Source organism: Sagittula sp. (assembly GCF_052825245.1).
In genome coordinates, this window is record NZ_JBRBWD010000005.1 from 1 (window position 1) to 19,212 (window position 19,212).

15 protein-coding genes are annotated in these 19,212 nt (G+C 66.7%); 10 read left to right on the forward strand and 5 right to left on the reverse strand.

The window, feature by feature from the left end; translation table 11 throughout:
* Together ACU0DV_RS00560 and ACU0DV_RS00565 are read right to left on the reverse strand one after the other, a co-directional pair.
* Positions 1-431: YjbF family lipoprotein (locus ACU0DV_RS00560; RefSeq protein ID WP_446273441.1), on the reverse strand; the 431-nt coding region annotated here is incomplete at its 3' end.
* Positions 428-2,530, reverse strand: a complete 2,103-nt coding sequence (locus tag ACU0DV_RS00565) for a YjbH domain-containing protein (protein ID WP_446273442.1) — start codon at positions 2,528-2,530, stop codon at positions 428-430. The genes ACU0DV_RS00560 and ACU0DV_RS00565, both read right to left, overlap by 4 nt.
* A 563-nt stretch (positions 2,531-3,093) precedes the next feature.
* Here ACU0DV_RS00565 and ACU0DV_RS00570 point away from each other — a divergent pair.
* From ACU0DV_RS00570 to ACU0DV_RS00590, 5 genes are all read left to right on the forward strand, one after another.
* The gene (locus ACU0DV_RS00570; RefSeq protein WP_446273443.1) at positions 3,094-3,786 is read left to right on the forward strand and encodes a paraquat-inducible protein A; all 693 of its coding nucleotides are present in this window, start codon (positions 3,094-3,096) and stop codon (positions 3,784-3,786) included.
* A gap of 293 nt (positions 3,787-4,079) precedes the next feature.
* A complete protein-coding gene (locus tag ACU0DV_RS00575; protein ID WP_370311663.1) occupies positions 4,080-4,724 on the forward strand; it encodes a paraquat-inducible protein A in 645 nt (214 codons plus the stop codon).
* The gene (locus ACU0DV_RS00580) at positions 4,721-7,504 is read left to right on the forward strand and encodes an MlaD family protein (protein WP_446273444.1); all 2,784 of its coding nucleotides are present in this window, start codon (positions 4,721-4,723) and stop codon (positions 7,502-7,504) included. The genes ACU0DV_RS00575 and ACU0DV_RS00580 overlap by 4 nt, the downstream gene beginning before the upstream one ends.
* A 4-nt stretch (positions 7,505-7,508) precedes the next feature.
* Positions 7,509-8,063 (forward strand): PqiC family protein, encoded by a 555-nt coding sequence (locus ACU0DV_RS00585; RefSeq protein ID WP_446273445.1) that lies wholly within the window; start codon positions 7,509-7,511, stop codon positions 8,061-8,063.
* Between the two features lie 441 nt (positions 8,064-8,504).
* Positions 8,505-10,643 (forward strand): glycosyltransferase family 2 protein, encoded by a 2,139-nt coding sequence (locus ACU0DV_RS00590; protein WP_446273446.1) that lies wholly within the window; start codon positions 8,505-8,507, stop codon positions 10,641-10,643.
* Between the two features lie 18 nt (positions 10,644-10,661).
* Here ACU0DV_RS00590 and ACU0DV_RS00595 read toward each other — a convergent pair whose 3' ends face one another.
* Positions 10,662-11,501: an ABC transporter permease gene (locus ACU0DV_RS00595; RefSeq protein WP_446273447.1), complete on the reverse strand. Its 840-nt coding sequence runs from the start codon at positions 11,499-11,501 to the stop codon at positions 10,662-10,664.
* A gap of 165 nt (positions 11,502-11,666) precedes the next feature.
* On the opposite strand from ACU0DV_RS00595, the gene ACU0DV_RS00600 reads away from it, so the two are divergent.
* Complete coding sequence (locus tag ACU0DV_RS00600; RefSeq protein WP_446273448.1) at positions 11,667-13,136, forward strand: capsule biosynthesis protein; 1,470 nt, start codon at positions 11,667-11,669, stop codon at positions 13,134-13,136.
* Positions 13,137-13,179: 43 nt separating this feature from the next.
* Positions 13,180-13,839, forward strand: a complete 660-nt coding sequence (locus ACU0DV_RS00605) for an ABC transporter ATP-binding protein (RefSeq protein WP_347100752.1) — start codon at positions 13,180-13,182, stop codon at positions 13,837-13,839.
* A 131-nt stretch (positions 13,840-13,970) separates the two neighbouring features.
* On the opposite strand, the gene ACU0DV_RS00610 is transcribed toward ACU0DV_RS00605, so the two are convergent.
* Positions 13,971-14,921 carry a glycosyltransferase gene (locus tag ACU0DV_RS00610; protein WP_446273449.1) on the reverse strand — a complete coding sequence of 317 codons (951 nt, stop codon included), beginning with the start codon at positions 14,919-14,921 and terminating at the stop codon, positions 13,971-13,973.
* 273 nt (positions 14,922-15,194) lie between these two features.
* Here ACU0DV_RS00610 and ACU0DV_RS00615 point away from each other — a divergent pair, with 273 nt between their 5' ends.
* From ACU0DV_RS00615 to kdsA, 3 genes are all read left to right on the forward strand, one after another.
* The gene (locus ACU0DV_RS00615; RefSeq protein ID WP_446273450.1) at positions 15,195-16,154 is read left to right on the forward strand and encodes a KpsF/GutQ family sugar-phosphate isomerase; all 960 of its coding nucleotides are present in this window, start codon (positions 15,195-15,197) and stop codon (positions 16,152-16,154) included.
* A 116-nt stretch (positions 16,155-16,270) separates the two neighbouring features.
* On the forward strand, positions 16,271-17,059 hold the full coding sequence (locus ACU0DV_RS00620) for a 3-deoxy-manno-octulosonate cytidylyltransferase (RefSeq protein ID WP_283983588.1): 789 nt from the start codon (positions 16,271-16,273) through the stop codon (positions 17,057-17,059).
* On the forward strand, positions 17,056-17,886 hold the full coding sequence (gene kdsA / locus ACU0DV_RS00625) for a 3-deoxy-8-phosphooctulonate synthase (RefSeq protein WP_446273451.1): 831 nt from the start codon (positions 17,056-17,058) through the stop codon (positions 17,884-17,886). Before ACU0DV_RS00620 ends, kdsA begins: the two co-directional genes overlap by 4 nt.
* 60 nt (positions 17,887-17,946) lie before the next feature.
* On the opposite strand, the gene ACU0DV_RS00630 is transcribed toward kdsA, so the two are convergent.
* Positions 17,947-19,173 carry a DUF1501 domain-containing protein gene (locus tag ACU0DV_RS00630; protein ID WP_446273452.1) on the reverse strand — a complete coding sequence of 409 codons (1,227 nt, stop codon included), beginning with the start codon at positions 19,171-19,173 and terminating at the stop codon, positions 17,947-17,949.
* Positions 19,174-19,212 lie beyond the last annotated feature (39 nt).

Here is a 19,212-nt window from a genome sequence, read left to right on the forward strand (position 1 = left end):
CGCTGCACGTAGCTGACGTTGCCGCCCGCGCGCGACTGGATCATGTAAAGCAGCTCGTCCTCTTCGGTGGACATGAGGTCGCCGCCAAGCCCGCGCGAGGCGGTGATCATGCCGTCGCGCATCACGACGGCCTGCCGCGCCTGGTTGCCGAAGGTCTGGTATTCGCCGTTGCGCTCGACCTCCGACAGGAGCACCTGCGCGTTCCTGCGGTTCTCGAGCTGGAACAGGGCGACCGGCTTGTTGGTCGACTGCAGGGCCTGGGCGATCTGTGCCGCGGAGATCGGCGGCGGGGGCGTCCGGCGCGCCTTGATCGAGGCGGGGATGCCTTTGAGCACATCCAGGGTGCTCGCCGACTTGTCGCTGCCGCAGGATGCGAGGATCAGGCCGGCGCACAGGGCGAGGCCGATTGTCTTCAGGCGTGTCATGCTCATCGCCAGAACCTCCCCCACGATTCGACAACTTCGGGTTTGTGGTAGTCCCGAACCTGTTCGTAGAGCCGGCCACGAACGTTGAGGCGCGCACCGCCGTCACGGGTCAGCGACCGAACATTGATGTTGTTCTCGCGCCGGGTGGGGACGTTGAGCAGCGAGCTGATCGGGATCGTGACGCGGATACCCTTGTCGAAGGAACCTTCGCCGAAGTCTTCGGCAGAGGCATCGGTGACGGTCGCATAGGCGCCGACGCTCCAGCCGTTGGCAAACTCGCGGTCGAGCCCCACGGTGGCACCGATGTCGCCGGCCAGGTAGCGGCCCACGTCAAGCTGGCCGTGGAAGCCGTTGCCGAAGTCGTAGTACGCTGAGACATGGCCGTTGAACTCCGGGATCTCGCGCTTGACGCCGGACACCGGGTCGGTGGTGGTCATCGACTGGAAGCCGAAGAGCTGATCGTAGTCGCGGCGCTGGATCCAGTTCACTTCCGCGCCGAAGGCGACACGGCTGGTGACCGGCTTCCAGAGGATCTCGGCCGAGACACCGCCGTACATCTCTTCGAGGTAGCCCGCCGAAATCCGGCCGTAGAGGTTCTTGCCCGGGCGCCCGTAATAGGCGAGCTGGAGGTTCTCGATGGTTTCGTCACCCTCTGCGGCGTAGACCGGCGCATCCGTGCGAACGCGCGGCAGGCCAGATTCATCCCGGCGGCTGATGTCGCTGATGTTGCCGGTGACGCGATAGGAGGCCGACCCCGAGAACACGAGGTTCGGTGTGACGTCGAGGCTGAATGTACCGCGCAGGCCGCCCTCGGTCCGGACAGGCTCTTCGGGGTCGAAGACCGACACGTCGAGGTAGGGAGCAAGCGACCAATCGAACTGCGGATAGGACGACTGATACGCCTCGGGTTCGCGCCCGAAACCGTCGTAGAAGCGCACGCGCGGCAGGATCTCGATGGCGGCCTCATGCTCTTCCCGTTCGAGGTCGGAGCGCATGATGACGACCGACGACGTGGCCATGCCGTTGACCATCGGGATGATTTCGAACTGTTCGACCGATGCAGGAAGCGTCCGGGTCATGACGCGGGCGATACGGCCAAGCGCCTGCGCTTCGGAGTTGAAGCGCGGGTTGGACACGCGCACGACGGCGCGACGGCTCTCGAGGGTCATGCCCTCCAGCCGGATGCCTTCCGAAGCGAGCGTCTGGGCAAGCTGCGTCTGCGCTGCGGTGGTCTTCTGCGGGTCAACGGTCCAGCCAAGGTCGGCGGCGGCGCCGGCTGGACGGGGGGCGACGGGCAGGCCGGACGGCTCAACCCCGCCCGGAACGCCCAGAGTCTTCGGGTTGGTGTAAACCGTCAGCTGCGCGCCGACCTCGCTGCCAAGCACACTGTAGAGCGAAAGCTGGCCCGCGCCCTGCCAGAGCTTGTAATCGACGCCGAAGTTCCAAGGCGACTTGTGCTCGACACCGCCGCTCGCAACTTCGCGTTCGTACTGGTCGGAGGAGTATTCGACCTTGAACTTGAAGCGGTCGTTGGGGGCGTAGCTGACACCGCCGAACGCCGCCATGTCGCCGCGGAACCAACGCTCGGGAGTCACGCTTCCTTGCGCAACCGCGGTTAGGCTGCCGACCTTGGGCCGGCGGCCCGTACTTCCGAGTGTCCCATCGCTACCGAAGCGGCCCCAGCCGATCCCGCCGGTCACCTTCAGGCCAGGCATCAGCGTCTTGGTCGCAACCACGTATTCGCCGCTGTAGATCCCGGTACCAATCACGTCAGAGAGCCCAAGAACAATCGCCGGACGCCAGCCGCTCTCCTTCATCAGAAGGTAACGGACGTCGAAACTGCGGTCGTAAAAATCAGCCGCCCCAAGGCTTGGGAAATCCTTCAATTCCGCGTAGCGAAAGCTGCCCGACAAGCGGGGCGTGATCTGGAAACTCAGGGTTGAGCGGGTGTAGTTACCGAATCCGCCGTAGGTTGCGCTGAGCGTCGCATCCGGCAGGACTTCGGCCGTCGGCATGTCGACAAGGCCCGGCGTCCCGTAGAGGTTCATGGTGGCGCCGTCGCGGCCTTCCTGCGGTACCGCGGCAGAAGACCAGAGCGTTGCCACGGAACCGAGAAGCGCCCCGACGATCCGTCCGCGTCGTGAGTGTCGGGAAGGGATACCCGGCATGTTCTTACCTCTGCTCTTCTTGGCCCGCACTCTTGCTACGGTTTTGCCATGTTACAGTCCATAAATTTGCACGGTTCGCCGCCGGGTCTGTGTGATTATGAGCACGTTTTTTTGTCTTGAGTAGTAATTCATATGCAGCGACGACACTTCACACACGCTTTATTTAGAAACGACACTTCACACACGCTCCGGCCCGGAAAATCCGAATCGTGACAGGCGTTTGGGCCCCTGTTTTCATCGCGGAAATCAACCCCGATTCGGGAATCACCACTTTGCACACGGTGAATCACCACTCTGCACACGCAGAATCACCACTTTACACACGGGGGGTCCCGGCAAGCCACTGGAATCGCCGGGGAAAACGGCGTCCGGAAGGGGCGTAACACTATATATAACACATATCTAACACCCCCTGGTCGCGTTGCCCGTGCCGCGCCGCCGCACTAGGATGCAGGGAAGGGCGCCCGAAGCGGCGGGGCCCGCCTTGGAAGGGACCGGGAATGACGGCTCAGACGGATCGCGCGGATGCCGGGAAGGGGCTGGAGGGGAAGGACCCGGCCGCGCTGATCGGCTGTCCGAACTGCGACGAGGTCTACGTGGCGCGGACCCCGCCCGCGGGGCGCCGCGCCGTCTGCGACCGCTGCGGCACGGTGCTGATCTCCAGCCGCGAGAACGCCGGGATCCCGATCCTCGCCCTGTCGCTGGCGGTGCTGATCCTGGTGCTGGCCGCCGCCTTCCACCCCTTCCTGTCGATCAACGCAGCAGGGCTGGGGAACCGGGTGTCGCTGCTGGACGTGGCCACCAGCTTCCGCTCCGGCGTGCTGGTGCTGGTCTCGGTGGCGACGGTGATGCTGATCGTGGCGCTTCCGGCGCTGCGCGTGGGGCTGCTGATCTACGTCATCGCCCCGCTCGAGATGGGGCTCAGGCCTGCGCGCCACGCCCGGGTCGCCTTCCGCGCCGCGCAGGAGCTGAAGCCATGGTCGATGACGGAGGTCTTCTCCATCGGCTGCGCGGTGGCGCTGGTGAAGGTCTCCGACCTCGCCCGGCTGGAATTCGGCCCGGCGTTCTGGATGTTCGTCGCGCTCTCGGTGATCGTGGTGGTCTCGGACCGGTTCATGTGCAGCTGGTCGATCTGGCAGGCCATCGACGAGGCCGAGGCTGACGCAACGGCATCTGCCCGCGAACCGGTCTGAGTGGCCTTCGCGGGCGCTTTGATCCCCGCCGCTGGGGAGCGTCGTATTGCCGATGCTCCGGTGCCGGACTATCCTGTGGTCCCCGGGACGCTGCGGCATGCCCGGGGGAAAACGGGCCGGACAGACCGGGCACGAAAGACGGGGCGGGACGGCACCGGGTCCGGGGGCTTGGGACCGGGCCGGTCACCCGGCCCCGCAACCTGGGCCCGCCATTTGGGGATGAGAGCAGCCATGCAGGACCGCGAAGGCACACCGTCCGGACAGGACGGACGCGGCGGACGCGCAGGCGCGCGATGAGCACCGCCCGCGAGATGGGGCTGGTCACCTGTACCGCCTGCGCCCGCGTCTGGCCCGCCGGCACGCCGGAGTGCGGCCGCTGCGGTCACCGCCTGCAGTCGCGCCACGAGGGCAGCCTGCAGATGGTCTGGGCGTTCTGGGTCACCGGCCTGCTGTGCTACATCCCCGCCAACCTCTACCCGATGCTCGTGACCTCGACCCTCGTCAGCACCGAGTCCAACACCATCGTCGGCGGCGCGGTCGAGATCGCCCGCCACGGCGAGATCGCCATCGCCGCCATCGTGCTGATCGCCTCGGTCGTCATCCCGGTCGCCAAGTTCATCGCCATCGCCTATCTCGCGCTTTCGGTGCAGCGCGGCGCGGTGCAGGGCGCGCACGGCAAGATGCACCTCTACGAGATCGTCGAGTTCATCGGCCGCTGGTCGATGATCGACGTCTTCGTGGTCGCGATCCTCAGTGCATTGGTGCAACTGTCTGTCGTGGCGTCGATTCATCCCGGTCCGGCGGCATTGACCTTTGCGCTCTCCGTCATATTCACCATGCTGTCTGCCAGGTCGTTCGACACGCGCCTGATCTGGGATACCCATGTCCCGCACGGCCAGACGGCCGCCATGCTGCCCCCGAGCCACGGATCCGAATGACCGATCAGTCCTCCCAGACCCGCGACGTGCCGCTTTCGAAGCCGTCCCGCCGCCCCACCAGCCTGTCGCTGATCTGGCTGATCCCGGTGATCGCCATCCTCGCCGCGCTCGGCGTGGCCTGGCAGAACTGGAACGACCGCGGCCCGCTGATCGAGGTCGCCTTCGACCAGGCCGCCGGCGTCAGCCCGCACGAGACCGAGCTGCGCTACCGCGACATCGCCGTGGGCGTGGTGGAAGGCGTGCACTTCTCCGCCGAACTGGACCGCGTGGTCACGGAGATCCGGCTGGACAAGACCATCGCGCCATACGTCGACGCCGACTCCAGCTTCTGGATCGTCCGCCCGGAGGTGACCGCGCAGGGGGTCACCGGCCTCGATACCGTGCTGTCGGGCGTCTACATCGCCGGCGCGTGGGACGGCGAGCCGGGCACGCCCGAGGACCGCTTCGTCGGTGTCAACGATGCGCCGATGCTCGCGCTCGGCGAGGAGGGCGTGACCTTCACCCTCCGCTCCGAGAACGGGCTGCCGACCGACAACACCCCGATCCTCTACCGCGGCGTGCAAGTCGGCCGGATGGGCCGCACCGAGGTCTCCGACGACGGGCTGACCGTGACCGCGCAGGCGGTGGTGCTGGAACCCTACACCCGGCTCGTGACCTCCTCGACCCGGTTCTGGGACATCTCCGGCTTCAGCTTCTCGATCAACGCGCAGGGCGCCAGCCTCGACTTCTCGTCGCTGGCCTCGCTGATCTCCGGCGGCGTCACCTTCGAGACGCTGGCCTCCGGCGGCACGCCGCTGCGGGACGGGGTGACCTTCACCCTGCATCCCGACGAGGAGACCGCGCGCGAGGACTTCTTCCTCGAGGGCGAGGGCGGCTCGATCACCATGATGATGATCTTCGAGGAGAACCTCGCCGGTCTCAGCGCGGGCGCGCCGGTGACGCTGGGCGGGCTGCGCATCGGCGAGGTGGAGTCGATCTCCGGCCTCGTGGACGCGGAACGCTTCGGCGACCCGCAGGTGCGGCTGGCCACCACCATCCGGATCAACCCGGGCCGCATCGGGCTCGAGGAAGGGGTGAGCGAGGAGGGCTTCCTCGACTACCTCGAAACCCGCGTGCAGGAGGGCCTGCGCGGCCGCCTGACCAACGCCTCGCTGCTGACCGGCGGGCTGAAGATCGACCTCGTCGACCTGGCCGAGGTCGCCCCGGCAGAGCTCGACCGCGATGCCACGCCCTATCCGCTGCTGCCCACCGCGCCTTCGGACGTGGCCAACATCGCGGCGACGGCGCAGGGCCTGCTGGCCCGGGTCGACGCGCTGCCCGTCGAGGAGGTCATGCAGGAGGCCATCGGCCTGATGGGCGACCTGCGCGGCGTCGTGGGCTCGGAAGAGGTGCAGCAGGTGCCGGAATCGGTGCTGGCGACGCTGGAAGCGGTGCGTGCCTTCGCCGCGAGCGAGGAAGTCGCCGCGCTGCCCGAACAGATCGGAGAGCTGGCAGGCGGGCTGACGGAGGCCTCGGCCACGCTGAACGGCCTTCTGGGCGAGATCCGCGACGAGCAGGTGGTTGCGGCGGTCTCCGAGCTCATCGCCTCGCTGGACGAGACGGCGGCGACCCTGCCCGACCTTGCCGGGCAGGCGGGCGCGGTGCTCGCCAAGGCCGAGGGCCTGCCGCTGGACGAGCTTTCGGCGCAGCTTTCCACCCTTCTGGGCAATGCCGACACGCTCATCACCGACGAGAACCTGACCGCGATCCCCGCCGACCTGCGGGCGACGCTGGACGCGGTGCGCGAGATCGCCACCAGCGAGGAGATCGCCGCGCTGCCCGCGCAGGTGGGTGAGCTGGCGGGCGGGCTGACCGATGCCTCCGACAAGCTGAACGCGCTCCTGGGCGACGTGCAGGACCAGGCGGTGGTGGCGGCGGTCTCCGAGCTGATCGCCTCGCTGGACGCCACGGCCGAGACCCTGCCGGCGCTGGCCGACCAGGCAGGCGCGGTGCTGTCGAAGGCCGAGAACCTGCCGCTCGAGGACATTTCCACCCGGGTGACGACGCTTCTGGACGACGCCGACGCGATCCTGACCGACCCGGACCTGAAGGCGCTGCCCGCCGATGTGCGCGCCACGCTCGATGGGCTGCGGCAGGTGGTGACGGCCGAGGAATTCGCCGCGCTGCCCGCGCAGGTGGGCGAACTGGCCTCCGGGCTGACCGACGCCTCCGACAAGCTCAACGCGCTTCTGGAGGAGGCCCAGCAGGAGCGTATCCTCGCCTCCGTCTCGGAGCTGATCGACAACCTCGGGACCACCGCTGACAAGCTGCCGGGCATCGCCGACCAGGCCAGCGCGGTGCTCTCGGACGCCGAGCAGCTTTCGCTCGACGAACTGGCCGAGCAGGCCCGCGCGCTTCTCGAGAGCGTCGACGCGCTGGTCGACCAGCCCAGCACCCGCGAACTGCCCGCGCAGGTGAACGGCACACTGGCCGAACTGCGCCTTGCGCTCGAGGAGCTGCGGCAGGGCGGGGTGGTGACCAACGCCAACGCCACGCTGGCCGCGGCCCGCCGCGCCGCCGAGGCGATCTCGGACGCCAGCCGCTCGCTGCCGGCGCTGGCCGACCGGCTGACCGTCGTTGCCAATCAGGCCGGGGTGACGATCTCCGACTACGGGCGCGGCTCCGATTTCGGCCGCGAGATGTCTTCCGCCCTGCGCCAGATCGAGGAGGCCGCCTCGTCGATCGACCGGCTGGCAAAGCAGATCGCGCGCAATCCCAATTCCCTGATCACCGGACGATGACGCCATGACAAAGCTGCCCCTCGTGACCGTCCTCGCGCTGGCCCTCGCGGCCTGTGGCGGGACCGAACCGCGCTTCGACGCCGCGCCCGCCGCGCCCATGGAGAAGGTGTCCTCCCGCTATGCCCGGATCGAGGTGGCCACCGTCACCCTGCCGGTCTACGCGCAGGGCGAGGAGATCCACGTGCAGGACAAGGACAGCGCCATCGTGCCGCTCGGACCGCTCTGGACCGACGAGCCGTCGCGCGCCGTGACGCTGCAGATCGCCCGCGACCTCGACGCGATCACCGGGCGGCTGGTGGCGGCCGAACCCTGGCCGTTCCGCGACTACCCGGACGTGAAGGTGGATGTGCGGCTGCAGGACTTCTACGCCACCGCCCGCGGCACCTTCCGCATCGCCGGGATGGTCTATGTCGCGCCGGAAGAGGCCGGCCCCGACCGCGCCAAGCGGTTCGAGATCGAGGCGGTGCTGCCCGGCGAGGGCCCGGCGGCGATCGCCGCCGCGCGTTCGGCGGCGGTGGCGCAGCTCTCGGGCTTCATCGCGAAGAACGGGCTGCGCTGAGGCGCGGCAAGACAAGTCTGCAAACTTTGCGTTAGAGCGTGATCTGGGGCTGTTCTTTCGGACGCAGTGCAAAACCTGAACAGAGCGAACTAATAAACGCGGAGTCCGAGGGGAGCAGGTCAGCCGGCGCATCTCGTCCGGCAGCAGGCCACCACACTGTTTCTTCAAGTTGAAGCAAGTCGCTTGGCTGATCCAGTCTTGCCCGCCCCGCGTCAGGACAAATGACCTTTGCGCTTCCGTAAAATTCAATGCCTTCATGCGTTTCCGCTCCTCTCCCAGACAGGAAAGCTTAGCCGAAAGCTCCAGCATCAAGCGGACCAGTTTGCAGCGGGCAGAGCAAAGTTGGTAACGAAAAATGAACTATTTTTGGTAATTTTTACCTAATTGTGCTCGAAACTCAGGGAGGCGGTAGTGTTTTCTCGCATACGGCGATTATTCGACATGTTTTTGGATTCAAAATTACCAAAAGATAAGCCTTATTCCAAAATATCTATTTTGAGTTTGAGCGTTTCTTTTTTGGCGTTGTCTGTAATCTCATTTCCGCATGCGCTTCGCTGGTTGCGTTATAGGGATCCTACATCGCGAGCGCGTATAAAGCAATTGCTCAATCTATCGGCATCGGAGGTTTTGCCGATAAATCCTCGATTCTTTGAGGCATCTATTTTACTGAGCAAGCCGAATGGCGTCACCTTGATTATGCCTGTATTCGGCAGCTTGTCTATTGTGAAAGAAGCGTTGGCGCGAGTCGAGGCTTGCACAGACATTCCTTGGCGCATAGTTCTCATAGATGATGCTTCTCCCGATTCTACTACTTTGCCGTTCTTGCGAAGCTGGGCGATTCGAAGAAATGCACACCTAATAGAAAATAAGAGTAATATTGGCTTTGTTAATAGCGCAAACTTGGGGTTGAAGAAGGCCATATATTGGTCCGATCCTGTGGTCTTGTTGAACTCGGACGCGTTCTTGCCGGAGGCTTGGGCTTCACGCCTGTTGAGGCCCTTGCTCGAAGATCCAAAAGTTGCTTCGGTTACGCCCTTTTCGAACGACGCTGAGCTTTGCTCTGTGCCAACACCCGGAGAGCGACATTCTGTAACGCTCAATGAGGCCGAGAAGCTTGATTTCTTTGCTCGGGGCTTGAATGGCCGTGCCCAAGTTATCGTGCCCACCGGTGTTGGGTTCTGTATGGCTATATCTCGAGAAGTTCTTGATATAGAGCCATGCTTCGATCCCGTTTTTACGCCAGGCTACGGTGAAGAAGTCGACTGGTGCCAGCGTCTTCGAAAAAAAGGGTACTATCACGTAAACGTACCTAATCTATATGTCGCTCATGTTGGTGGGAAAAGCTTTGGTTGTGAGGAAAAGAAAAGGCTTATCCTCAAAAATTCTAGTATCCTATCAAAGAGATACCCGCGTTTTGATCTGGAGGTCTCTGCTTTTCTGAGGGCCGATCCCCTTATAAGCGCGCGATTAGCTTTGGCGATTGCAAGGGCGGAAATTCGTCGTACTGACGCTTTGCCAATTTATCTTGGTCATTCCATGGGTGGTGGTGCGGAAGTTGATCTGCAAAGACGCCTAAAATCAGATATTGAGAGGGTAGGGGCGGCGCTAGTGATCCGTGTTGGGGGTAATTTCCGTTTTACTGTTGAGTTGCATTTCTCGCGGACTGATGGAGGTATTGGCTTGATATCTGCTGGCACAGAGGATTGGGTATTGGTAAAGCGCCTTCTTTCACCTGTCACGGAGCGAAAGCTTGTTTACTCTTGTGCTGTTGGTGATTTGGATCCTGTATCCATACCCAAAATGTTTCTCTCGCTGCGAGGCCCTATGGATGAGCTTGTTTTTTTGGTGCATGACTATTTTGCACTTTCGCCCAATATGACTCTGTTGGAGAAAAATGAAAAATGGGCAGGGTTGCCTGATCCTAAGCGGGCTTCTTCTTGTCATGTTGCGCGTCGGCCAAAGAACTTCATCGTTTCTCTTTCAGATTGGCGAAAATCTTGGGGTGTTCTGGTAAATTCCGCGGATCATGTGGTTTGCTTTTCGAATGCATCTAAGGCGTTGTTTTCTGAGGTCTATCCAAGTGCGAAGATTGAAGTGCGCGCGCACACACTACCAAAACCTGTTCCAATACTTAAGCGCCCGGCTTTGGAATCACCACCTGTTCTCGGTATCTTGGGCAACCTTGCGCCACACAAGGGAGCTGCAATAGCACAGCGGCTGGCTTCTGCATCTCGCGAGAGCGGCTGTGGCATCGTGCTTCTAGGAGAAATAGATCCCGCTTATAAATTGCCTCCTCCAGCGCAAAAACATGGTACTTACGCTGTTGAGGATTTGCCGCAGCTTGCCGCTCTTTACCAAATTACCTGTTGGCTGATCCCCTCGCTCTGGCCGGAGACGTTTTCGTTCACTACTCACGAGGCGCTGGCCACCGGGCTACCGGTCATGGTCTTCGACTTGGGCGGGCAGGCGGAGGCGGTGCGCGCGGCTGAGGCTCGTGGCGCCCATGTGGCGCTGCTGCCGCTCGGCCTCGCGGAGGATCCGCAGGCGATTCTCGCACGGGCGCGGCATCTGTCGCACTGAGGTTTCGCGCGCGAAACGCTAGAGCTCCAGCAGCATCCGGTGGTCGCGCCTGAGCAGCATCAGCCCCGCGACCAGCGCCACGAGCGACACCGCCAGCACGTAGACCTCCGACACGTAGAGGGCGTCGTAGTTGGGATAGAAGCCGTGCCGGATCAGCCCGATCACATGCACCAGCGGGTTGTACCAGAGCCAGCCGCGATAGGGCTCCGGCAGATTGTCGAACAGGTAGAAGACGCAGGACAACAGGAACAGTGGGCGCATGGCGATGGACCAGACGCGCTGGTAGATCGGGAAGCGCACCAGCATGTAGGCGTTGAACGTCCCCAGCCCCAGCGCCAGCGCCGCCGCCAGCGCATAGGCCCGCACCAGCACCATGCCGTCGACGACGACCCGCGTCTCGAACAGGGCGACGATGCCGCCGAGCACCGCGTAGCTGACGAGGATCTGGGTCATCAGGTTCAGCACGAAGCGCGCCACGATGGCGTCGACGAAGGTCACGCGGGGATAGGCCAGGAGCTGCTTCGAGTAGTTCAGCGCCTGGCCCACCTTGCCCACGAGGTCGGTGAACAGGATGAAGGGCAGCATCCCGGTGGCGTAGAACATCGCAAAGCTCGTCCCCAGCACCGGCGAGCGGAAGCCGATCGAGAACACCGCCGTCAGAAGCGCGATGCCCGCCACCGGCTCCAGCACCGCCCAGAGGTAGCCGCCGGGGGAGCGTCCGTAGCTGGTGGCCATCTCGCGCAGCATCAGCGCCCCGACGGACCGCAGCGTCGCCAGCCGCGGCACCCCGGGGCGGGGACGCTGGGGGGCGGGGGGCGCGCCGGCATGAGGCGCATGGGCCTGGGTGGTGTCGGACATGGCGGGGCGCCTCTGATCCTTCCGTGATCCTCTGGTGATCCTTGCGGGGCCCTGCGCGGCCCGGGGGGCGGGGCAGGCCCCGCCCTTCTCCATGCACGGTAAATCTTTCCTAAAGGTTTATGTCCGAAGGTGCGGCGACATTCGGATCGTCTGCGGATACCGCTCTTGACCAAGGTTTCGACCCAGAGGGCCGCCCAGGTGCCGGCCCGCACACAGGCGCATGTGCCCGCCACCGCCCAGAACGGTGCCCAGAACGGTGCCCAGAACAATGCCCAGCCCGTGACCCAGCCCGCCAACCAGTCCGCCAACCAGTCCGGCGACCATGGCGGCGTGCAGGCCCAGCTTCCGGCGCATGTGCCGGGGCCGCGCCCCGTACCAACCCATGTCCCAACCCACGTGCCGGCCCATGCCCCCGCCGGCGGCGCCCAGCCCAAACCGGTGCCGCGGCCCATGCCGATCCCGCCGCCGGGCTTCCGCCCCGGCGTTCCGGGCGGCGCGCGCATGGCCGGGCCCGCCCGTCTCAGGCGGCGGCACTGGGCGCTGATGCTGAGCTTCGTGCTGGGCGTGCTGCTGCCCGCCGCCGCCGTGGCCTGGTATCTCTGGGAGCGGGCGGCGGACCAGTATGCCTCCACCGTGGCCTTCTCCGTCCGCACGGAAGAGACGAATTCCGCGCTGGAGCTGCTGGGCGGCCTCACCCAGCTGTCGGGCTCCTCCTCCTCGGACACCGACATCCTCTACGAATACCTGCAGAGCCAGAAGCTGGTGGCAGAGATCGACGCGGCGGTGGACCTGCGCGCGATCTGGTCGAAACCGGGCGGCACCGACCCGTATTTCGCCTTCGATCCCGACGGCACGATCGAGGACCTCGTCGATCACTGGCAGCGCATGGTGAAGATCTACTACGACGACGGCGCCGGGCTGATCGAGGTGCGCGTGCTGGCCTTCGAGGCGCGCGATGCCCAGCTCATCGCGGAGACGCTGTTCGACCGTTCGACGGAGATGATCAACGCGCTGCTCGCCACCGCGCGGGAGGATGCGATCCGCTACGCCCGCGCCGACCTCGGGAAGGCGGAGGACCGGCTGAAGGCCGCGCGCGAGGCGCTGACCTCCTTCCGCAACCGCAACCAGATGGTGGATCCCACCGTCGACATGGAGCGGCAGTCGGGCGTGCTGGCCAACCTCGAGGGGCTGCTGGCCAACGAGCTGATCGAATACGACCTGCTGGCGCTCAGGACCCGGGCCGACGACCCGCGGCTGACGCAGGCCGAAAGCCGGATCGGGGTGATCCGCGACCGCATCGCCGCCGAACGCCGCAAGCTGGGCCTGGCCGGCGGGGCGGAGGCGGTCACGGGCGAGGATGGCGTCTATGCCGACCTCTTCGGCGAGTACGAGCGGCTGGTCGTCGACCGGGAGTTCGCGGAGGCGACCTATACCTCGGCCCGGGCGGCCTATGACGCCAGCGTCGCGGAGGCGCGGCGGCAGAGCCGATACCTCACCGCCTACGTGCACCCGACACTGGCGCAGAGCCCGCGCTACCCGGAACGCGAGATGCTTCTGGCGCTGGCCACGCTGCTGATACTGCTGGTCTGGGGCACGCTGGTGCTGGTGGTCTACGCGTTGAAGGACCGGCGGTGACGGGCCGGGTTGTGATGGCGCAGGGGGCGGGGGCCGCGGCGCGATGATCCGCTTCGAGAACGTCACCAAGCGCTACGTGACCGAGGGCAAGGTGGTCACCGTGGTCTCGGGCATGAGCCTGACGGTGCCGACCGGGCGGTCGGTCGGGCTTCTGGGGCGCAACGGCGCGGGGAAGTCGACGGTGCTGCGCATGGTCTCGGGCGCGACCCGGCCGACGGAGGGGCGGATCGTCACCACCGGGCAGGTGTCCTGGCCCGTGGGCTTTGCCGGGTCGTTCCACCCGGATCTGACGGGCCAGCAGAACTGCCGCTTCGTGGCGCGCATCTACGGCGTCGACACCGACGAGCTGGTGGATTTCGTCGAGGATTTCGCCGGGCTGGGGCCGCATTTCCGGATGCCGATCCGCACGTATTCCTCGGGGATGCGGTCGCGGCTGGCCTTCGGCATCTCCATGGGCATCCATTTCGACGTCTACCTGGTGGACGAGATCACCGCGGTGGGGGATGCGGCGTTCCGCGAACGCTCGGACGCGCTGTTCAAGGCGCGGCTGCGCTCGGCCGGGGCGCTGGTCTGCAGCCACGCCCTGCCGCAGATCCGGCTCTTGTGCGACAGCGGCATCGTGCTGGAGCACGGCCGCGCCTGGTATTACGACGACGTCGAAGACGCCATTGCCCACCACGTGCAGGCCATGGCCGCCGCCTGACCCGGCCCGGTTTCGCGCGCGAAACCGGGGGATGGGGGCGCTGCCCCCGCCGCCCCTGCGGAGCGGCTCCCCCGAGGTATTTTCCGCCAAGATGAAGAGGGGGCCGTGGGTCCGGGGGGCGGCCTGGGGGGTCAGTAGCGCCCGAGGGTCGCGGCAAGGGCGAGGACGGCCTGTGCCGCGGGCGCGTCGCGCCGGACGCCCAGGCGGGCCAGGGCGTGCAGGCGGGCGGGCCCATGCGCCGGGGCGGTGTCGAGCCGGTCGAGCAGGGCGCGCGCGTCTTCCGTCAGGAACGGGGCGGCGCGGGCGAGGGCCGTGCGGTTGGCGGCCATGATCCGGCGGCCCTCCGGCCCCAGCACCCGGGCGGCGCGGGCCAGCCGGGCGCGCCAGCCGCGCGGGGCGCCGAGGACGTTGCCGCCGTGCTGGCGGTAGTCGAGCACAACCGAGTCATCCTCCACCACCGTGCCGCCGGCGCCGGTGATCAGGAGCGCCAGCCACCAGTCGTGGAAGGGCACCTCTACCGGGCCCACGGCGCGCACCAGCGCCAGCGCCTGCGGGTTCAGCACCGCCGCGTGGCCGGAGACCCGGTTCTGTACCAGCGCATTGCCGAAGGAGGGCGCGCCGCGCGGCCGTCGCGACAGGCCGAGCGGACGGCCCATGGCGTCGACGTGGCGGCTGCGGGCGGTGTAGACCGCCGGGCCAGTGACCCTTTCGAGGCGTGACAGAGCCTGTTTCAGCTTCGTCGGGTACCAGATGTCGTCCTGGTCGGAGAGCGCCACGGGGCCGGAGCCGAGGCCGGGGGCGCAGAGCAGCGACAGGAAATGCGCCGCCACCCCGCGCCGCGGCCCTGCGTGCAGCGTCACCCGGTCGGGGTGGGCGTCGCGGAAGCGGGCGAGGAGGGCGGCGGTGCCATCGTCCGTACCGTCGCCCGGCCCGTCGTCGGAGGCGCGCAGGTGCCAGTCCACCCCTTCCTGCGCGGCGATGGAGGCCAGCTGTTGGCCCAGGTGCGCGGCGCCCCTGTGGCAGGCCATCAGGACGGTGACCCGGGGCAGGGCCGGGACGGGGGAGAGAGCGGGCTGGGACATGGGCGCGGGACCTTTCGCCCGCGATCCTCGCCCGGGAAGGGTTAAGATTTTGGTCACCATCGCCCCATCCACGCCCTGTCATTGAGCCATTGTTCCCCAAGTCGAAGAGTATGGGTGGTACGGTGGTACGTATTCGCTATTTCTGACTCGCTTGCGCTCTGCCGGTATCGGAGGCCACGTGACGCAGACTGGCCGGTGACATCCCGGCCGGTGGCGTTGGACAAGCCCCGCCGAACCGGCTAGAGAGCGCCTGAAAACAGGCGCCTTCCCTCCATGTCCCAACCCTCCCCGACCCCGTCCGAGATCGCCCGCCAGGTGCTCACCACCGAAGGCGAGGCGCTGCACCGGCTGGCCCGGGAACTGCCCGGCAGCTTCGATGCGGTCACCGCCATGCTGCTGGAGGTGCCGGGCCGGATCATCGTCTCGGGCATGGGCAAGTCGGGGCACGTGGCGGCCAAGATGGCGGCGACCTTCGCCTCCACCGGGTCGCCGGCACAGACCGTGCACCCCGGCGAGGCCTCGCACGGCGATCTCGGGATGATCACCCGCGCCGACGCGGTGATCCTGATCTCCAACTCGGGCGAGACGAAGGAACTGGCCGACATGATCGCCCATTGCGCGCGGTTCTCCGTGCCGCTGGTGGCGATGACCCGGCGCGCCAACAGCACGCTGGCACAGGCGGCGGACCACGTGCTGCTGATGCCCGACGCGCCGGAGGCCTGCGCGATCGGCATGGCGCCCACCACCTCGACGACGATGGCGATGGCGCTTGGCGACGCGCTGGCGGTGGCGATGATGCGGCACCGGGGCTTCGACCGCGAAAGCTTTGCCGCCTTCCACCCCGGCGGCACGCTGGGCGCGCAGCTTCTGCGGGTGGCGGCGGTCATGCACACCGGCGACGAGCTGCCCGTGGTGGCCGCGGACACGCCCATGCCGGACGTGCTGCTGATCATGTCGCAGAAGGGGTTCGGCGTGGCCCTGCTGGTGGAAGAGGGCCGGCTGGCCGGGATCATCACTGACGGCGACCTGCGCCGCAACATGGCCGGGCTGATGGACCGCACCGCCGGCGAAGTCGCGACCCGCGCCCCCCTGACCACCGCCCCCGACACGCTGCTGCTGGAGGCGCTGGGGGTCATGAACGACTCCAAACGCACCGTCCTGCCGGTCACCGAAGGGGCCGCGCTGACCGGGCTGATCCACATCCACGACGCACTGAGGGCCGGGGTGGCGTGACAGCCGCGCCGGATCGCGAGAACATGAAACGCAGGGCGATGAAGCGCCCGCCCCGAAGTACACCGGCAGGGCGCAGAGTCCTTCCCCAAGGCAACGCAGTTACAGGGTCGAACCCCATGAAAACCGTGATCTTCATTCCCGCCCGCTATGCCTCGTCCCGGTATCCGGGCAAACCGCTGGTCGGGCTGAAGGGGGCCACCGGGCACGAGAAGAGCCTGATCCAGCGCGCCTGGGAAGCGGCGCAGCAGGTGCAGGGGGCCGATGCGGTCTATGTGCTGACCGACGACGTCCGGATCCGCGACGCGGCGCGGGCCTTCGGCGCCGAGGTGCTGATGACCTCGGACCGGGCGCGCAACGGCACGGAGCGCTGTGCCGAGGGCGTGGCGCAGCTGCCCGAGCCGCCGGAAGTGGTGGTGAACCTGCAGGGCGACGCGCCGCTGACGCCGCCGTGGTTCGTCGAGGCGCTGATCGCCGCGATGCAGGACGACAAGGTCGAGATGGCCACCCCCGTCCTGAAATGCGACCACGACACCCTGTCGAACTTCGTCTCCGACCGTCACGCCGGGCGGGTCGGCGGCACCACCGCCGTCTTGCGCCGCGACGGTACGGCGATCTACTTCTCGAAGGAGGTGCTGCCTTACGTCGGCAACCTCGAGACCCCGCCGGAGGTCTGGCACCACGTCGGCGTCTACGCCTATCGCCCCGCCGCACTGGCCGCCTACATGGCCTGGGAGGAAGGTCCGGTGGAGCGCGCCGAGGGGCTGGAGCAGCTGCGCTTCCTGGAAAACGGCGCTTCCGTCACCTGCGTGCCCGTCGAGGCGCGCGGCCGGGTGTTCTGGGAGCTCAACAACCCCGTCGACGTGGCCCGCATCGAAGGTGTGCTGAAGAAGGAAGGCATCGCATGAAAACAGTCACTGTTTCTGCCCCCGGCGGCGATGTCGCCATCGCCCAGGACCGCCCCTTCGTGCTGATCGCCGGGCCCTGCCAGCTTGAATCGCACGACCACGCCCGGATGCTGGCCGAAAGGATCGCCGCCGCCGCCGAGGCCGCGGGCACGCGCTGGATCTTCAAGGCGAGCTACGACAAGGCGAACCGCTCCTCGCTGGAGGGGCGGCGGGGCCTCGGGATGGAGGAGGGGCTGAAGATCCTCGGCCTGATCCGCGAGGAGTTCGGCGTGCCGGTCCTGACCGACGTGCACGGGCCGGAGCAATGCGCCCCCGTGGCCGAGGTGGTCGACATCCTGCAGATCCCCGCCTTCCTCTGCCGCCAGACCGACCTGCTGCTGGCCGCCGGAGAGACTGGTGCGGCGGTCAACGTCAAGAAGGGCCAGTTCCTGGCGCCTTGGGACATGGGCAACGTGGCGGAGAAGATCGCCTCGACCGGCAACGAGCGCATCCTGCTGTGCGAGCGCGGCACCTCGTTCGGCTACAACATGCTGGTGAGCGATTTCCGGTCGCTGCCGATCATGGCCGGCACGGGCTACCCGGTGGTGATGGACGCCACCCATTCGGTGCAGATGCCGGGCGGGCAGGGCAAGTCCACGGGCGGCAAGCGCGAATACGTCGAACCGCTGGCCCGCGCGGCGCTGGCGGTGGGGGCGGCGGCGGTCTTCATGGAAACGCATGAGGACCCCGACAACGCGCCGTCGGACGGGCCGAACATGGTGCCGGTGGAGGACCTCGGGCGCATCCTGAAGGGGCTGAAGGCCATCGACGCGCTGACCAAGGGATGAACACCTAGGCAGGGGTTGTGTTAGTAAGACGTTGGGGTCTTCGGTTGGGGGCCGGTGTCCTTACAGCACCAGTCGGCTTGGAGCTGTCATGTCGAGCCCCGGAAAGACTGACCCTTCGAGCACGTCCCGCGACAGGCCGAAGAGCCCCTGCATGACGCCCGCGGCGTGCAGCCGGACATCGCTGAGCGGCATGAGATCGCGGCGCTGGTAGAGGTTGGCTTCGGCGAGGCCGGGCCAGCGGCCATGCACCTGCCCGCCGCGCAGCGCGCCGCCGGCGAAGAGCATCGTTCCGGCGGTGCCGTGGTCAGTGCCTCTGGTGCCGTTGAGCCGCGCCGTGCGGCCGAACTCGGTCATCGCCAGAACGGCGGTCCGCTCCCAGACCGGTCCCAGGTCCCCCCTTAGGGTAAGCAGCACCTCCGAGAGCCGGGTGAGCGCCGGAGCAAGGGTTTGATCCTGCCGGTTGTGGGTGTCCCAGCCGCCGAGCGAGAAGGCCGCCACGCGGCTGTCGCCGCGCAGCTTGCCTGCGGCAAAGGAAGCCAACCGCTGGTGACTGGCGGGCGGCTTGGCGGCCTTCTGCATCTTCTGCTGTGTCGCGCCCCGTGTTTGTGCCTGTACCTCTGTCTGGACCTGCGCCAAGCTGACGGCATCGGCAAGGCTGTCGCGGAACAGCGGATCGTCGTGCATCACTATCTCCAGCAGGCGCTGCGCCTGCGGGCTCAACTCGAGCGCGGCCTCGGGCGACCAATGCATCACGTGGGCGGGGCCGCGGGTGAGCAGCATCTCGGGCACGCCCACGGTATAGGCGGTCTCGCCCTCCAGCCCGGGGACCTGCTGCAGCATGCGGTTGAGCCAGCCGTCGCGGAAGCGGGGAAGCATGTCGGCGGTGCCTGCCTCGAGCATGCCCTGCCCGTCGAAATGGCTGCGCTTGTCGCGGTAGGGGGTAGAGACCGCCTGCACGAAGCCGAACTCGCCAGAGCGCCAGAGCGGCAGTAACGGGCTCATTGCCGGGTGCAGGGCGAAGAAGCCGTCTAGGTTCTGCGCGCCGCCGCGGTTTCCCGGGCGCAGCGCCTCCATGCCGGGGCGCAACGTGGCGAACTCGGGATCGCCCCAAGGCTGTAGGACGCCGAGCCCGTCCATGCCGCCGCGCAGGATGATCACCACCAGCCGCGCGTCCCAGGGCGCCGAGGCGAAGGTCAACGTCGAGAGCAGCGGGCTCGCCGCCGCCGAACAGCCAAGCGTTAGGCCACGCCCCAAGAAGCCGCGCCGGTTCATCTCTCCGGTACTCATGAGGAACTCCTTGTGCCGTTACAACTCGTCTGGATCGTC

What these genes read in the sequence shown, in the direction of transcription:
- ACU0DV_RS00630 (WP_446273452.1), bottom strand. Translation starts at nt 19,173, where the DNA reads ATGAGTACCGGAGAGATGAACCGGCGCGGCTTCTTGGGGCGTGGCCTA.
- kdsA (WP_446273451.1), top strand. Translation starts at nt 17,056, where the DNA reads ATGAAAACAGTCACTGTTTCTGCCCCCGGCGGCGATGTCGCCATCGCC.
- ACU0DV_RS00615 (WP_446273450.1), top strand. Translation starts at nt 15,195, where the DNA reads ATGTCCCAACCCTCCCCGACCCCGTCCGAGATCGCCCGCCAGGTGCTC.
- ACU0DV_RS00595 (WP_446273447.1), bottom strand. Translation starts at nt 11,501, where the DNA reads ATGTCCGACACCACCCAGGCCCATGCGCCTCATGCCGGCGCGCCCCCC.
- ACU0DV_RS00605 (WP_347100752.1), top strand. Translation starts at nt 13,180, where the DNA reads ATGATCCGCTTCGAGAACGTCACCAAGCGCTACGTGACCGAGGGCAAG.
- ACU0DV_RS00620 (WP_283983588.1), top strand. Translation starts at nt 16,271, where the DNA reads ATGAAAACCGTGATCTTCATTCCCGCCCGCTATGCCTCGTCCCGGTAT.
- ACU0DV_RS00610 (WP_446273449.1), bottom strand. Translation starts at nt 14,921, where the DNA reads ATGTCCCAGCCCGCTCTCTCCCCCGTCCCGGCCCTGCCCCGGGTCACC.
- ACU0DV_RS00585 (WP_446273445.1), top strand. Translation starts at nt 7,509, where the DNA reads ATGACAAAGCTGCCCCTCGTGACCGTCCTCGCGCTGGCCCTCGCGGCC.
- ACU0DV_RS00575 (WP_370311663.1), top strand. Translation starts at nt 4,080, where the DNA reads ATGAGCACCGCCCGCGAGATGGGGCTGGTCACCTGTACCGCCTGCGCC.
- ACU0DV_RS00570 (WP_446273443.1), top strand. Translation starts at nt 3,094, where the DNA reads ATGACGGCTCAGACGGATCGCGCGGATGCCGGGAAGGGGCTGGAGGGG.
- ACU0DV_RS00590 (WP_446273446.1), top strand. Translation starts at nt 8,505, where the DNA reads ATGTTTTTGGATTCAAAATTACCAAAAGATAAGCCTTATTCCAAAATA.
- ACU0DV_RS00580 (WP_446273444.1), top strand. Translation starts at nt 4,721, where the DNA reads ATGACCGATCAGTCCTCCCAGACCCGCGACGTGCCGCTTTCGAAGCCG.